General features: G+C 69.5%; 13 protein-coding genes and 1 tRNA gene. 9 read left to right on the top strand and 5 right to left on the bottom strand.

Annotated elements, in window-relative coordinates:
* Window positions 1–20: 20 nt before the first annotated feature.
* Window positions 21–533 (bottom strand): methylated-DNA--[protein]-cysteine S-methyltransferase, encoded by a 513-nt coding sequence (locus ABDC25_RS13705; RefSeq protein ID WP_347123206.1) that lies wholly within the window; start codon window positions 531–533, stop codon window positions 21–23.
* 239 nt (window positions 534–772) lie between these two features.
* Here ABDC25_RS13705 and ABDC25_RS13700 point away from each other — a divergent pair, with 239 nt between their 5' ends.
* Both ABDC25_RS13700 and ABDC25_RS13695 read left to right on the top strand, forming a co-directional pair.
* Complete coding sequence (locus ABDC25_RS13700; RefSeq protein ID WP_021199992.1) at window positions 773–4,441, top strand: ATP-binding protein; 3,669 nt, start codon at window positions 773–775, stop codon at window positions 4,439–4,441.
* Window positions 4,434–4,637 carry a hypothetical protein gene (locus ABDC25_RS13695; protein ID WP_021199991.1) on the top strand — a complete coding sequence of 68 codons (204 nt, stop codon included), beginning with the start codon at window positions 4,434–4,436 and terminating at the stop codon, window positions 4,635–4,637. Before ABDC25_RS13700 ends, ABDC25_RS13695 begins: the two co-directional genes overlap by 8 nt.
* A gap of 136 nt (window positions 4,638–4,773) precedes the next feature.
* Here ABDC25_RS13695 and mscL read toward each other — a convergent pair whose 3' ends face one another.
* From mscL to ABDC25_RS13680, 3 genes are read right to left on the bottom strand one after another with little or no spacing between them, the layout of a single operon-like run.
* The gene (gene mscL, locus ABDC25_RS13690) at window positions 4,774–5,196 is read right to left on the bottom strand and encodes a large conductance mechanosensitive channel protein MscL (protein WP_021199990.1); all 423 of its coding nucleotides are present in this window, start codon (window positions 5,194–5,196) and stop codon (window positions 4,774–4,776) included.
* Window positions 5,197–5,220: 24 nt separating this feature from the next.
* Complete coding sequence (locus ABDC25_RS13685) at window positions 5,221–5,493, bottom strand: FmdB family zinc ribbon protein (RefSeq protein ID WP_021199989.1); 273 nt, start codon at window positions 5,491–5,493, stop codon at window positions 5,221–5,223.
* 14 nt (window positions 5,494–5,507) lie between these two features.
* The gene (locus ABDC25_RS13680) at window positions 5,508–6,104 is read right to left on the bottom strand and encodes a 5-formyltetrahydrofolate cyclo-ligase (protein ID WP_021199988.1); all 597 of its coding nucleotides are present in this window, start codon (window positions 6,102–6,104) and stop codon (window positions 5,508–5,510) included.
* Between the two features lie 41 nt (window positions 6,105–6,145).
* Here ABDC25_RS13680 and galU point away from each other — a divergent pair, with 41 nt between their 5' ends.
* The 7 genes from galU (at window position 6,146) to ABDC25_RS13645 (ending at window position 14,292) form a co-directional block, all read left to right on the top strand.
* The gene (galU, locus tag ABDC25_RS13675) at window positions 6,146–7,033 is read left to right on the top strand and encodes a UTP--glucose-1-phosphate uridylyltransferase GalU (RefSeq protein WP_021199987.1); all 888 of its coding nucleotides are present in this window, start codon (window positions 6,146–6,148) and stop codon (window positions 7,031–7,033) included.
* A 43-nt stretch (window positions 7,034–7,076) separates the two neighbouring features.
* Window positions 7,077–7,688: a GNAT family protein gene (locus ABDC25_RS13670; RefSeq protein WP_021199986.1), complete on the top strand. Its 612-nt coding sequence runs from the start codon at window positions 7,077–7,079 to the stop codon at window positions 7,686–7,688.
* Window positions 7,689–7,780: 92 nt separating this feature from the next.
* Window positions 7,781–8,626, top strand: a complete 846-nt coding sequence (locus ABDC25_RS13665) for a hypothetical protein (RefSeq protein WP_029267172.1) — start codon at window positions 7,781–7,783, stop codon at window positions 8,624–8,626.
* Between the two features lie 52 nt (window positions 8,627–8,678).
* Window positions 8,679–8,751: transfer RNA gene (locus ABDC25_RS13660), tRNA-Ala, on the top strand.
* 142 nt (window positions 8,752–8,893) lie between these two features.
* A complete protein-coding gene (locus ABDC25_RS13655) occupies window positions 8,894–9,607 on the top strand; it encodes a GntR family transcriptional regulator (RefSeq protein ID WP_347123202.1) in 714 nt (237 codons plus the stop codon).
* Between the two features lie 159 nt (window positions 9,608–9,766).
* Window positions 9,767–12,898 carry a LamG-like jellyroll fold domain-containing protein gene (locus ABDC25_RS13650; RefSeq protein WP_347123200.1) on the top strand — a complete coding sequence of 1,044 codons (3,132 nt, stop codon included), beginning with the start codon at window positions 9,767–9,769 and terminating at the stop codon, window positions 12,896–12,898.
* Complete coding sequence (locus ABDC25_RS13645; protein WP_347123198.1) at window positions 12,895–14,292, top strand: HupE/UreJ family protein; 1,398 nt, start codon at window positions 12,895–12,897, stop codon at window positions 14,290–14,292. Before ABDC25_RS13650 ends, ABDC25_RS13645 begins: the two co-directional genes overlap by 4 nt.
* Window positions 14,293–14,337: 45 nt before the next feature.
* Here ABDC25_RS13645 and ABDC25_RS13640 read toward each other — a convergent pair whose 3' ends face one another.
* On the bottom strand, window positions 14,338–15,270 hold the full coding sequence (locus tag ABDC25_RS13640) for an arginase family protein (protein ID WP_347123196.1): 933 nt from the start codon (window positions 15,268–15,270) through the stop codon (window positions 14,338–14,340).

Below are 15,270 nucleotides of genomic sequence, written 5' to 3'. Positions count from 1 at the left end.
CACGACGTGGCCTGCCGACCTCAGTGCGCCTCGAGGTCGAGCAGGAACCGCTTGCGTTCGGGGTGCGCTCCGTACTGCCCTGCGCTGCCGTCGGAGCGCACCACCCGATGCACCGGCACGATGATCGAGAAGGGGGTGATGCGGCACGCGGTGCCGACGGCGCGCGCAGCCCCGGGGTGACCCGCGAGGATCGCCACCTCCCCGTAGCTCATGGTCTGGCCCCACTCGATGCTGCAGATGGTCTGCAGCGCGGCGAGGGCGAACCCGTCGACGAGCCGCCAGTCGAGGCGGATGTGCTTGTCGAAACGCACCGGCTCGCCGTCGAAGTAGTCGGACAGGAGATGAGCGAGTTCGTCGGCGGCTCCGGGGTCGGGCTCTGGCACTGCTCTCAACTGATGGGACACGCCTTCGAGCAGCCAGGGCACGCGCGGGTCCTCGGACTCGGAGAGGTCGAATCGCACGATGCCCTCGTCGGAGAACACCGCGAGAGCATCCCCGAACGGCGTCGGGGCGAAGTCGTAGCGGAACGTCATGCCCCCATCCTGTCCGCTCGGCTCGACGCGGAATCGCATGCTTGACGTTCCGAGTGGAGAACGCGACCCGGGTTCACATCGGGCAGGAGAAGTGCGCCACCCCCTACGCAGCGCAGAATCGCCGGAAATTCGGCGGAAACCCGCCTGGGATACCCCGTCTCCGCAGGTCGCACGCCTAGGGTGTCAGTGTGTGGCGACGTGAAGACAAGTCTGCGGACGACACAGCGGTGGATGCTGCTGTGTCGATCAGCGATCTGCACGGAACCACGACAGGCCTCGACATCGCACACGCCGCAGAGGCCGAGCGGACGCGTCTGAGGGCCGAGGCAGCCGATCTCGGTGGCCCTTCGCCGCTCGTGAGCTTCCGTGACAGCCCGGAGTCGGGCATCGATATCTCCAAGGCGCACCCGGGGAGCTTGCCGCAGTTCATCACCGGCAAGTCGACTCTCCTCTCGAATCTCTTCCGCGACGAGGTCGGGCTGCGGACAGCTCGGCTCGCCGCGGAGCGCATCACCGCGAAGAACACCGAGCTCCGTACCGTCCGCGGCATCGAAGCCGTGCACCTCGCCGTCGGAGTCGCCCGGTGGCGCATCGGGGGAGCGGGTTTCGCGGCCCCCGTGCTGCTGCGTCCGCTGGCGATCCGCCGCCACCACTCCGATTTCGAGTTGAAGCTGCAGGGCACCTTCGAGGTGAATCCCGAACTCGTGCGGATCGCTCGCGACCACTTCGGCCTCACGATCGATGCCACCGCGCTCGCCTCGTTGGCCTACGACGGCGGCATCTTCAAGCCGCAACCCGTGATCGACAGTCTGCGCGCGATGACGCGTTCGATCGACACGTTCTCGGTCGAACCGCGTCTGGTGGTCTCGACGTTCGCCGATGTGTCAGGACTGATGTCCCGCGACGGGGGTAGCCTCGATCATCCGGTGCTGAACGCCCTGGCCGGTCACGTGGGAGACCGCGAGCGCGTCACCGCTCCGCGAGCCATCCCGCATCACATCGGCCCGGATGATCGCGCACCGGCCTCGGACAACCTCCTCCTGGATGCGGACGCGGAGCAGGAAGCAGTGCTGGCCCGTATCGCGGCAGGGCATTCCCTCACCGTCGCGACCCTTCCCGGAACCGGGGGGACCCAGACCGTGATCAACGCGCTGGGTGAACTGGTGCGCGGCGGCAAGCGCGTGCTCGTCGTCTCCGCGCGGCGCTCCACCTTGGACGGGGTGCGTCACCGACTCGCCGGGATCGGCCTCGACAGCCTGGCGATCTCGCCGGCGAGCGTGCGGCGCGATCTGGTCAGGGCCATCGGACGCAATGAGAAGGCCACGGCGCCCAAGGTCAGCGAGGTCGACGATGCACTCGTGCGTCTGCGGACCGTCCTGCGCGACTACCGTCAGGCGCTCAGCGCACCCGTCGCCGGCCTGGACGCCTCGGTGCTCGACGCCACCCGTCAGCTGACACGGCTGGCGTCGCTGCCCGTGCCGCCGTCGACCACTGCTCGACTCGGCCCCGATGCCCTGCGTCGACTCGCCGCCGATCGCACCGAGGCCGCCGAGGCGCTCGCCCAGGCGGCCCGTCTCGGGGAGTTCCGCTTCGGCCCGAACGACTCGCCGTGGTACGGCGTCACCTTCTCCAGCACCGAGGCCGCTCGTGCCGCCCACGAGCTCGCCGGTCGACTGCACGCGAACAGCGTTCCCGCCCTTCTCGAGCGCGGCTACGAGCTGATCGCCCAGACCCACATGCGGCCGTTCTCGACCATCGACGAACTGGGTGAGTACCTGCGTCTGCTTCAGGGGATCCGCGACTCGCTGGACCGATTCAGCCCGACGGTGTTCGAGCGGCCGCTGGGCGAGCTCATCCAGGCCCACGGTTCGCGCCGCGACGCGCCGGGGCTGTCCGGGGCGAACAGACGTCGGCTGCGGCGTCTCGCGAAGGAGTACGTCCGTCCGGGCGTGCACGTCACGGAGATGCACGAGGCGCTGCTGCGCATCCAGGCGCAGCGCACGCAGTGGCAGCGGTGCGTCGAGGCGGGCGTCGCGCCCGAGATCCCCCTCGGTCTCGCCGACGTGTACGTGGCCTGGCAGCGGGTGGAGGCCGAGCTCGCCGAGCTCGACGCCGCCCTCGGACGGCGCGAGCCGTTGGCGTCGCTCCCGGTGGCGCGACTCGTGCGCACGCTCGCGGGACTGGCCGCCAAGTCCGATGTCTTCGAGAACCTCGTCGAACGCGCCCAGCTGCGCGACCGACTCGCTCTGCTCGGGCTGGAGCCCCTGCTCGCCGAGCTCTCCGTGCGCCATGTCTCCGAATCCCAGGTGGGGGAAGAACTCGAGTTCGCGTGGTGGCAGTCCCTCCTCGAGCGCGCGTTGCAGGACAACCGCGCCCTCCTCGGCGCGAACACCGCAGTCGTCGATCGGCTCGAACGCGACTTCCGGCTGGTCGATGAGGCGCACGCCGCCATGGCCGGACCGCTGCTCGCCTGGCAGCTGGCCAACCAGTGGCGGATCGCGATCGTCGACGAGCCGCAGCAGTCGCAGCACCTGCGCCGTGCGCTGACGCAGTCGGCGACCACGACCGCGCAGGTCGTCAGCGCCGCGCCCACCCTCGTCGACGTGCTCGCCCCGGTCTGGATCTCGTCGCCGTACCTGGTGCCGGAGATTCCGGACTCGGTGGAGTTCGACACGGTGATCCTGGTCGATGCCGCAGCGATCAACCTCGCAGAGGCCGCCCCGGCGATCCGGCGCGCGCGCCAGATCGTCGCGTTCGGCGACCCGGTGACGCAGCGTCCCACGCCGTTCCGCATCGCGGTGGACCCGGAGGAGTCGTGGGAGGCCGAGGTGCCGTTCGACGACGTCTCGGCCTTCGAGCGGCTCTCCGAGCTCCTGCCGGTGATGACGCTCACCCGCAGCTACCGTGCGGGCGGCGAAGACCTCGCGGAGCTCATCAACGACGCGTTCTACGGCGGCGAGATCGTGTCGCTTCCCTGGGCGGGCTCGTATCTCGGTCGCGGCAGCCTCACGGTCGACTACGTGGAGGGCGGCACGGGAACACCGGATCCGATCTCCGGCGCCGTCGAGAGTCCGGACGCCGAAGTAGCGAGGGTCGTGACGCTCGTGGTCGAGCACGCCGTGCATCGTCCTGCCGAATCGCTCATGGTCGTGACCGCGAGCGCGCGCCATGCCGAGCGCGTACGGGCCGCCGTCACCTCGGCGTTCGCCGGGCGCTCCGACGTCGCGGACTTCGTCGGACGCGACACGGTCGAGCCGTTCGCGGTGCTGACGCTCGAGGAGTCGGTCGCCGAGAGCCGTGACCGCGTCATCTTCTCGCTCGGCTTCGGACTCACCAAGCACGGTCGGGTGCTGAGCGACTTCGGCGATCTCTCCACTCCCGACGGAGAGCGACTCCTCACTGTCGGGATGACGCGCGCGCGCCGCTCGATGGTGCTCGTCTCCTCGATCCGTCCCTCCTCCTTCGACGACGGACGCCTGGAGCATGGAGCGGCGACGCTGATGTCGATCCTCGGCGGACTGGCCGCCCGCAGCCGAGACGCGCGCCTGGAAGACCTTGCCGATCCTCTCACCCTCGCCCTCGCGCGGGAGTTGCGGCGTCTGGGCGCCTCGGTGGACGTCGACTATCGCGGATTGCTGCCCCTGGTGGCCCAGCACGGCGGCAAGGCGGTCGTGATCGAGTCCGATCCGGAGACGCGGGGTGAGTCTCTGCGGGAGACGCTGCGGCTGCGACCGCACGTGCTGCGTCGTCTGGGCTGGCACTATGTGCGCGTGCACGCCTTCGATCTCTACAGCGACCCCGTGACCGCCGCGACGCGGATCGCCGCGGTTCTCGGCATCTCGGAGTCGACGCCGCGCGCGGAGAACGACACGCAGCCGATCGACATCGTCGACACCCGCGATGACTGACCAGTCCGACACCCCGACGCCGCGCCAGCGCGTGGTGCGGGTCACCGGTTCACGGCGTGCCCGCCTGACCCCGGTGCCGGGGAGCGACCCGGCACCGGAGTCCGGCCCCGCCGAAGTGCCTCCGCGGTCGCGGCCGAAGGGCGCCAAGGGGCCGAACGACGACCAGCTGATCCAGGATGTGCCGCCGCACTACTGAGGCGCCGGAAGAACGGAGTCGCCGGATGACGGGGCAGTGCTGTCGCTGAACGCCGTGTCCGGTCGTCCGGGCAACGGAACCAGAAACGCACGGCCCTCCGAAGAGGACCGTGCGTCTCGGGTGCGAGCGGAGGCGGTCAGGCTCCGCGTTGTGCCTTGAGCAGGTCGCGGATCTCGACGAGCAGCTCGGACTCGGTCGAGGCGGCCGGCTCCTCCTCGGGCTCCTCGGCCGGAGTGCCCTTGCGGGCCTCGACGCGGGCCTTGAACGTGTTCATCGGCAGCACGAAGACGAAGTAGACGACGGCGGCGACGGCGAGGAAGCTGATGATCGCCGAGATCAGCTCGCCGATGGGGAACGTGACGGTCTCGCCGTAGATGTTCGTCACGGGGATGCCGAACTGACCGGCGGCATCCGCCTTCAGGAAGAGCGCGATGAGCGGGTTGATGATGCTGTTCACGACGGCCGTGACGATCGCGGTGAAAGCCGTACCGATGACGACAGCGACGGCCAGGTCGATGACGTTGCCGCGGAGCAGGAAGTCCTTGAAACCTTTGAGCATGGGATCCCCCAACAGATCGGGGCCTCAGGAAGAGGCCGGAGTCGACGCAGCCGCCGGTTTGGCGCTCGTCGTCGATTCCGTCTTCGATGATGCCGAACCATCCTTCGATCCACCGGATTTGGCGCGCGAGTCCGTGCGATAGAAGCCGGAGCCGTTGAAGGTCACGCCGATCGAGCCGTACTGCTTGCGCAGCGCGCCACCGCATTCGGGGCACACGGTGAGAGCGTCGTCGGCGAAGCTCTGCACGGCGTCGAACTTGTGTCCGCACGAGGTGCAGGCATAGGCGTAGGTGGGCATGGGGGTCCTTGCGATCAGCGTCGCCGCGGCGACAGGGTGAGGGTCTGCGACGGGGTCACGACGCCATCCACGGGCTGGTCGTGTACCTCGCGCGGAAGTTCGTCGAGTACCTCGGAATCATAGATCACGGCATAGACGGGCGGGCACTTCTCCATCGAGCCGATGGTCTTGTCGAAGTAGCCGCGTCCCCAGCCCATGCGCATCCCGGTGCGATCGACCGCGGCAGCGGGGACGATCATGAGATCGACGTCGTTGACGGCGATCGGGCCCAGCACCTCGCCTGTGGGCTCGGGCAGACCGAACAGCCCCTCGCTGACCTCGTCGTCGTCGGTCGCCACGGCCCAGTCCAGCAGCCCATCGGCGCGAGTGACGGGGAGGAGCACGCGGATGCCGCGCCGCACGGCCCTGGTCACGAATTCACGGGTGCCCGGCTCGGTGGTGGTGGACAGGAAGCACGAGATGGAGCGGGCGCCGAGCTCGTCGATCAGGGCGTCGAGGCGTTCGCCGATGGCCGTGGCCGCGGCGTCGCGCTGCGTGTCGGAGAGGAGCTGGCGTCGTTCGCGGAGTTCGGCGCGGAGTGCACGCTTCGCATGTTCGACGTCGTTCGACATGGCTCCGAGTCTACGTCGACGCTCACCACTAGGCTGGCAAGATGGCTGACCACAAGATCAAAGCCGTCATTCCCGCCGCAGGCCTGGGGACGCGATTCCTCCCTGCGACGAAGGCGATGCCCAAAGAGATGCTGCCCGTCGTCGACAAGCCGGCGATCCAATACGTCGTCGAAGAGGCGGCGAACGCCGGCATCGACGACATCCTCGTCATCATCGGCCGCAACAAGAACGCCATCTCCAACCACTTCGACTCCGTGCCGGAGCTCGAGGTGAAGCTCATGGAGAAGGGCGATACCGGTCGTCTCGAGCGCGTGATGAAGTCGAGCGATCTCGCCGACATCCACTTCGTCCGCCAGGGCGAGCCGAAGGGGCTCGGTCACGCGGTCCTGCGTGCGCGCACCCACGTCGGCGACAGCTCTTTCGCCGTGCTCCTCGGAGACGACCTCATCGACGAGCGCGACCCGCTCCTCACCGACATGATCGCCGAGCACGAGCGTTCGGGCGCGGCCGTGATCGCGCTTATGGAGGTCGACCCCGCGAACATCCACATGTACGGTGCGGCCGCCGTCGAGCCGCTCGAGGGGTCCGACGCCGTCCAGGTGACCGGTCTCGTCGAGAAGCCCGCGCAGGAAGACGCGCCGTCCAACCTGGCCATCATCGGCCGCTACGTGCTCCCGGCGTCGGTTTTCGACATCCTCGAGCACACCGAGCCGGGCAAGGGCGGAGAGATCCAGCTCACCGACGCGCTACAGGTGCTCGCGACCGATCCCGACGGCCCCGGCGTGGTCGGCGTCGTCTTCGGTGGACGCCGTTACGACACCGGCGACCGCGTCGACTACATCAAGGCGATCGTGCAGCTCGCCGCGGACCGCGATGACCTCGGGCCCGAGCTGCGTCCCTGGCTCAAGGAGTTCGCGGAACGCCTCTAGGCGACTCTGCGGGCGTCGGTGCGGCATGGATCTGGCGACGGGAATGCGACACGGACCCATAGAACTGCGGCTCGTCCGTGCGAAGGATGCGCGACCGCTGCAGCATGAACTGCTCGCCAACAGGTCGTGGCTCCAGCCGTGGGAGGCGACCGTCCCCTACGGCTCGGTGTCGTTCGACATGAGGCTCAGCATCCGACGCCTGCTCCAGCAGTATCGTGACGGCTCGGGCTATCCGTTCGTCATGGAGTACGACGGCGAGGTCGCGGGACAGCTCAACGTGTGGGGAGTGTCCCGCGGCTCGCTGTGCTCGGCCACGATCGGGTACTGGGTGAGCGAGCGGTTCGCCGGCCGGGGGATCACTCCGACTGCCGTGGCGATGGCCACGGACGCGTGCTTCACGGAGTACGGACTGCACCGCATGGAGATCTGCATCCGGCCGGAGAACGCGGCGAGTCTGCGCATCGTGCAGAAGCTGGGGTTCCGGTACGAGGGGCTGCGTCGTCGTTACATCCATATCGACGGCGACTGGCGCGACCACTATGCGTTCGCCCTGACGAAGGAAGATGTGCCGCAAGGGGTGCTCGCACGCTGGCTCAGCGGTCAGGTGCCGCCCGACGCCGCAACGGTGCCCCCCTCCGACCGCATTTCGCAGTGAAAAGGGTCATCTGGTCCTGATCCGGACGGACACGCCGCGACACGCGCCTTACTGTACGGCCCAGCCAGCTTCCAGCCCTTAGCGTTGTCGGTATGGACGGGCCGGTGCTGAGCGGGGGAGTGATCGTGCTCGTCGCCGTGCTGCTCTGGATGCTCTATCTGCTGCCATCCTGGCGGGGGCGATTCCAATACAACGCCGCTGAACGCAACGCGGTGCGGCTGAACCAGGCCCTGCGTGTGCTCGCCGAGACGAGCGAGACTCCCGGTGAAGTGCGCTTCGAGTTGAACGCGCGCACCGCGCTGGCCCAGCAGAAGCTGGCCAAGCGGGTGCAGTCCGAACGTGAGGCTGCCGAACTCGAGTCCCTTCGTGAGCAACTCGCGGCGACCAGGGCCGATCCCGTGATCCGACGGGCACGGGCACGTCGACGTGTCCGTGTCGCCGCGACCAGCACCCTCCTCGTCGGACTCGTCATCGCCGGGCTCGGCGTCTGGCAGCTCCTGGCTGCCGGGAGCTCGGCGCTGCTGTGGATCGGTGGCGCCGCCGTCGTCGTCGCCGGCATCGCCCTGCAGCGCATGGCCGCGGTCGCCGGCCGTGTCGCACGCGCCACGCACGTGGTGGCCACGCCGGCCGCCCCGCGCGTCGCCCCCGAGCTGCACGACCAGGGGCGGGCGACGTGGACACCGCGTCCGCTGCCGGAGCCGCTCGTGTCGGTGCCCGGGTCTCGTGCGCAGGCTGCGCAGGCCCAGATGGAGGCACAGGAACAGCGTCGCAAGGCCGCGCGCGTCGCCGCCCTGCGCGAGCGTGCGGAGCAGATGGCCCCCGAGGCGCCGGTGGCGCTGCCCGCGGCCTCATCGCCGTATGCGCGGATGGGCTTCGTCGACGACGCCGAGATCGAAGCGCACGTGCGCGAGTTGCTCTCGCGCCGCGCCGCCGGATGACCGTCCGCGGCGCGAACAGCTTCTCCGTCGTGATAGCGTAGATGTCGTTCACGGGCCTATGGCGCAGTTGGTAGCGCGCCTCGTTCGCATCGAGGAGGTCAGGGGTTCGAATCCCCTTAGGTCCACCGAACACTGAAGCCCCCAGGCACATGCCCGGGGGCTTCAGTCATCTCCGGGGTGTCGGCGCATGGGCGTTAGAGTGAGCTGTGCCGTCGCAACCCGGGAGCGCTCCGCTCGACAACACCGTGATGCGATCGCATGCGGCCGATGAGTGAGGTGCTCGCGCTCCTTCGCGCGCAGATCCTTGACGGCACCTACGCCGGGGGAGCAGGGCTTCCCAGCGAGATGGAGCTGGCCGCCCTCCACGGCGTCTCTCGACGCACGATCCGCACCGTGCTCGCCACCCTGGCGCGGCAGGGGCTGGTCGAGTCGCACCGGGGCTCAGGATGGTTCGTGCAGCCCAGCCAGCCGCAGGGATTCGACCGGATGCGGTCGTTCACCCAGTGGGCGCGTGGCCGCGGGCGCGCACCCGGCGGTCTCATCGTGGCCCGCACGACGCGGAAGGCCACGGCGCGGGAGGCGCGTCTGCTCGGGATCCGCACGGACGCAGACGTCCTGACCTTCACCCGTGTGCGGACACTCGACCAGCGCCCCGTGATGGTGGAGCGCTCGACATGGGCGCCCTGGGTGGTTCCGCACGTCGCAGGTCTTCCGGATGACGTGGTCTCCACGACACGAGTGCTCGCAGACGCCGGGATCGTGGTCTCGTCGGGAAACCACCGGATCGAAGCGGTGGCTGCGGCGACCGAGGATGCGCGTCTGCTCGGTGTGCGGAGATCCAGTCCGCTCCTGCAGGTGCGACGCGAAACCTTCGCCTCGAACGGCCGACCCGTCGAATGCGCCGAGGATCGCTACGTTCCGCACACGATCTCCTTCGAAGCGCAGGCCTTCGGAGCGGCCGCGCTCCCCGGCGAAGACTGAACGGGTCGCGCGACTGCGCCCACTGTGCGCACCGGGTCGCCCGGATCGCCGCGCGGGCGGCCGATGACACGTCTGCGTCGGCCGGTGTTCACCCCGGCGTCATCTTGCGGCGGTCGATTGGGGAAGTCCGATTTCTTCTCGTCTCACAGAGGATGCTCCGTGTCTCGTCGTAAACCGCCCGCCCCCGATCCGTCCCTTTCCCGCCGCGGATTCGCGCGGCTCCTCCGCCCCGCATCGCTCGTCGCCGTCGCCGCCTGTATCGCGGGGCCTGTGCTCCCGGCTGCTGCGTCCGTGGCCGCACCGGTCGTCACCACGTCGAACGCGAGCCTCGCCGTGACCGATCCCGAAGACGTGTCGCCCGCCACCGAGACGGGCGGCACCATCATCCGCCTCGAGCGCGAGGCACCGACCAGCGGTCGGGTCGGGAGTGCTGTGCTGCTTCCTTCGGCCTCCGCGGCCGATGTCGACGGCTCCGCGAGCGAGCTCGTCGTCACGGTGGAAGACCCTTCCGGTGTCGTCACGATGGTCATGCCGGAGGAGTCCGGCGGGTATCGATTCACCCCGACCGTCCCCGGTGATTACGTCGTCGGCTACTCGATCAGCGATGCCGCAGGCGGCGTGAGCACGGAGACCCGCACGATCACGGTGACCGGGGCTCCGGATGCGGCCGTGGCTGCGGCTCCGAGCGTCGCAGCGGCGCCGGCGGTCGAGGCCGGAGGACCGGACGTGCGCTTCGCGGCGATCGGTGACATCCACGTCAACTGGGACGAGCTCGCCGAGGCCTACGACTTCTGGGCACAGGAAAACGTCCAGACCGCCCTGTTCGTCGGCGACCTCACCAACAGTGCGACGCCGGGCGAATTCGCCGGACTCAAGCAGACGATGGATTCCAAGGCAGGCCTCGGTATCCCGGCGATCGCGTCGCTCGGAAACCACGACGTCTCGGGTATCTCCTCGTACGACCTGTTCACGCAGGCGACGGGCGGCCAGAAGCCGAACGCCGACTACACCGTGAACGGCTACCACGTCATCACGGTGTCGCCGGGCAGTGGCACCATCGACCCCGACACGGGCAAGCCCTCGGGAGCGAGCGGCGGCAACTACGCCTACGCCCAGTCCTGGTTGCAGCAGAGGCTGGCAGCCGCCACGGCTGAAGACCCGAACAAGCCCGTCATGGTGCTGGTGCACCACCCGCTCCAGTGCACCCATTACGTCTCGAACGAGTGGTACGGCACCGGTCTCTCCAGCGGCTGCGGCGACGGCTTCCAGTCCGTGTTCGACGACTTCCCGCAGGCTGTCGTCTGGGGCGGTCACATCCACACGCCGCAGAACATCCCGACCTCGATCTGGCAGGGCCAGGAGAACCGGAGCGGCGAGCGGTCGACTCAGGGATTCACCACCGTGAACGCGCCGCCGCTGGCGTACTACGAGTTCGAGTCGGGTGTCGTGAACTCGAGCCCGACCAGCCGCGGCAACGACACCACGCCGGATGACGCGGGCAACAACCGCCAGACGGCCATCGTCGAGATCACCGGCACCACCGTCACGATCAAGAACTACGACCTGCTCGCCGATCAGTGGATCGACCAGACCTGGACCTGGGACGTGGCCGACTCGGTCGATGAGACCAAGTCCTATGACGAGCGTTTCCCGTTCAACAACTCTCACCGCGCCGCGCAGTCCGCCGGCCCGATCTGGCCGGAGGGTGCGGCCGTGACCGTCGGCGACATCGCGAGCACGAAGGCGATGGCCTCCTTCCCGCAGGCCGTGCCCGCGCCGAACTCCGTCGGCGACATCGTGCACAAGTACCGTTACTCCACGGTCGACGTCGCCACCGGCGAGGAGGTGAACTCGTTCCTGCAGTGGTCGGGCTTCTACAACCTGCCGATGCCTGCCGACCGCAGCCACGAGGTGTGGAACCTGCTCCCCGGGAAGGAGTACGAGGTGCGGGTCACCCCGATCAACGCCTGGGGCAAGGAGGGTGCCGCGCTGACGACGCGGTTCACCAGCACCGAAGGCAGCGGCGGTGAGGGGCCCTTCGACCCCAGCAGTCTGACCTTCGACGACCTCCGCGCCGCCCTGCCCACGGCTGATCTCCTGGATGTCGGCTTCGCGGGCGGCACGGCGAGCGACTCCTCTCCGGCCGCGCGTCCGCTCACCGCAGGCGCCGATGCCCGGATCGAGAACGATCCCGGCGTGGGATCCGATGTCGTGATCGGCGCGGAGGGAGCTGCCACCGGCATCCGCACTCCGAAGTGGACGGACGCGGAGTATGCAGCGCTGCAGGATGGTTTCACCCTCGATGCGACCTTCCGTCTCGACGCGATCGCCGGCGGATACGTCGACGTGTTCGGCGGCATGCAGAGCGGGGGCATCGGTCTCGAGGCCGTCGGCACCAGCGCGACGACGTACGAGCTGCAGTTCTGGTACGCCTCGCCTCGTCCGGCGGTCAGCCTGAAGTACGGCCAGTGGTACCACGTGACCGCCTGGTATGACGGCCAGGATGCACGGCTGTACGTCGACGGTGTCCGAAAGGCCGAGTCCGAAGGAGTGTCGTTCTCCGTCAAGCCCAGCGCGGCCGACGCGCGCTACATGGTGATCGGCGGCGACGCGAACACGTCGGGCGCGCTCGACGACGCCACCATGGACGGACGGATCGCCGGAGTCGAGGTCTACAGCGCTCCGCTCTCCGACAAGGACGTGTACCGGGTGGCGACGCGGGAGCTCACCGCACTCGACACCATGCCGCCGCTCGTGCGCGTCGCCCCGGAACCTGCGGGTGAGGCCACGGTCGGAACCGCCTACACCGCCCCGCGCGCCGAGGCCGTGGACAACTCGGGACGCGTGAGCACGATGCTCGAGGTGACCGACCCGTCGGGTGCCCCCGTGGCGGTCGACGACCCGGCGTCCGGCCTGCGGGCGCTCGCCGCGGCTGCCGGAGACGGATACACGTTCACCCCGACCGCGACCGGCACCTACACCCTGAAGTACATCGCGACCGACGCGGCCGCCCGGCAGAACCAGGTCACGTTCACCGTGACCTCGACAGCCGGCTCCGACGGCGGCAACCCCGGCGGCAACCCCGGCGGCACCCCCGGTGGCACCCCCGGTGGCACCCCCGGTGGCGGCGCGAACCAGGGCGGCGGTTCCGCCGGCGGACAGTCCGATCCACTGGCGGCGACCGGTGGCCCGGCCCCGACGATGCTCGCCTTCGCCGGACTGCTGCTGCTCGCCGGAGGCGGCGTTCTGCTCCGCCGACGGATGCTGCGCCACCCGGAGGGACAGGAATGAGGAACCGGCGTCGGCATCCGGGTGCGCGTCAGCGCCCCCGACTGGCGATCCGCACCCTGGTCGCCGGAGTCGTCGCCCTCACCGGGGTCGCCGTCAGCGTGATGCTGACGGCGGCCCCGGCCGCGGCGCACAGCTATGCGGCGACGGTCTTCGCCGATGTGTCCGAACCCGAGCGCGGCGTCGTGCGCACCGTGCTCGACATCGAGTACGTCCTGCTCGCGACCGACGGAGCGCGGGCGATGGGCGACACGGCCTTGGAGCAGGAGGCCTACGCCGACGTGCAGGCGAGCGGCCGGGATCCGGAGAAGCTCACGCCCGCGGTGCTCGACGATCATGCCGACTCCGTCGAGGGATACGTGCTGCCTCGGTTCTCGGTGAGCGTGGCGCAGGACGAGGAACCGTCGCAGGCGTGCCCCAACGCCGTGGTGGCGCCCTACGAGATCGTCATCCGGGACGGCGTACCGCATGCGCGCCTGGTGATCGAAGCCGACTGCACGGCGCAGGTAGAGGCGATGCCCGTGCCGTATCGGATCACGACCGAGCTGTTTCCCGGAACGGCTCCCGGGGGCATGACGACGACGATCGTCGACTACGACGTGCGTTCGGGGGCGGGTGTGGCCAGCCTCGACACCGACACGAACCCCTCGATGGTCACCACGACCGACTGGGGCTCTCGGATGGGTGAGTTCCTCGTGCTGGGGGCGGAGCATCTGCTGCTCGGCCCCGACCACCTGCTGTTCCTGCTGGCGCTGATCATCGGATCTCGACGGCTCCGGGATATCGTGCTGGCGGCGACGGCGTTCACGGTCGCGCACTCGGCGACCTTCATCCTCGCCGCCCTCGGGGTGGTGAGCATCCCCGCCTGGATCGTCGAGCCGGCCATCGCCCTGTCGATCGCCGTCGTCGCGCTCTGGGAGATGCGGCGGTTCCGGCGTGCCGGACAGGCGGATGCGATAGGGGTGGGCGGGACGCTTCGGCCCTTGTCCGGGAAGGCCCAGGGTCCTCTCGACGAGCAGCCGCTCGTCGGAGGCGGCGGGAGCGCTGTCGCCGTGCGGGAGCAGATCCTCGCGGCGCCGGCATCCGCACCGGCGGTCGACGGCTTCACCCGAGGGGATCTGCTGCGCATCGGCGTGGTCTTCGCCTTCGGGCTGATGCACGGCGTGGGCTTCGCCGGAGCGTTGGGAATCGACGAACCGTTCTCGTGGGATCTGCTCGGGGCGCTCCTCGTCTTCAACGTGGGTATCGAGCTGGCGCAGCTCCTGGTGATCGCGGTGGTGTTCCCGCTGTTTGTGCTGCTGCGCCGTCGGCTGCCGTCGGCGGGCTTCTGGATCGCGGCTGTGGTCGCCGCGATCGGGCTGTTCTGGTTCGCCGAGAGGCTGATCGCCGGAGTCTGATCCGCGTGCGCCCGCCTCCGACACGGGGGTGGGCGCACGGTGGTCTCAGCCGCGAGCGGCGAGCCCGGTGAGCAGTTCCAGCACGCACAGCGCCGCGAGCCGCACGGTGCGGGCATCGTCGGCGTCGGCGGTCGCATCGACCTCCGCGAGGTCGGCACTCACGACGCGGGCGTCCGCAGCCACGGCACGTGTGAGGGCCCGAAGCTCCCATGCCTGCAGGCCGCCGGGAACGCTCGCGGGGCACCCGGGCGCGACGGAGCGGTCGCACACGTCCACATCGATGTCGAGATGGACGCGCGGATCGGCTCCGGCGCCGGCGACCTCCACCGCCTCCGCGACCACGTCGTCGATGCCGCGGCGGCGCAGTTCGTCGAGTGTGATGACGCGGATGCCCCAGTCGGCGGCGCGCCGGGCGTAGGCGGCCGAGTTCGCGAAGTCGGCGATCCCGATCTGCACGATCCTCGTCGGGTCGATCCGAGACGTGTGCAGCGAGGATGAGCCGGGGACGTCCTCCACCAGACGCCGCACGGGCGTGCCGTTGGAGACGCCGTCGCGCAGGTCGAAGTGCGCGTCGAAGGTGATCAGTCCCGTCGCCTCGGCGCCGAGTGCCACGGGATATGTGAGCGAGTTGTCGCCGCCGAGTGCGATCACGAGTCTCGTGGCCGCGGCGAGATCGCGCACGCGGGAGATGACCCTCGCTTCGCCGGCGGAACCGTCCGGGTCGGCGACGTCACCGGCGTCGGCGATGCGCAGCACGTCATCGAGCTCGACCATGGGAGGCCCCATCACAGTCGTCCCGTAGCGGGGGAGGGCGTCGCGGATGGCGGCCGGAGTCGCGTGGGCTCCGGTCGGTGAGAGCGAGGTGCGCCAGGTGGGTACGCCGAGCAGCACGGCGTCGGCGGCGGTGTCGAAGGCGGCCCAGGATCCGGCGCGCGGCCAGAGCGGGTCGTGACTCAGCTGTCGGGAGGAGGGGGACAT

It is taken from the genome of Microbacterium sp. SY138 (assembly GCF_039729145.1).
Lineage (GTDB): Bacteria > Actinomycetota > Actinomycetes > Actinomycetales > Microbacteriaceae > Microbacterium > Microbacterium maritypicum_A.
This window is presented reverse-complemented; position numbering and strand designations above follow the sequence as displayed.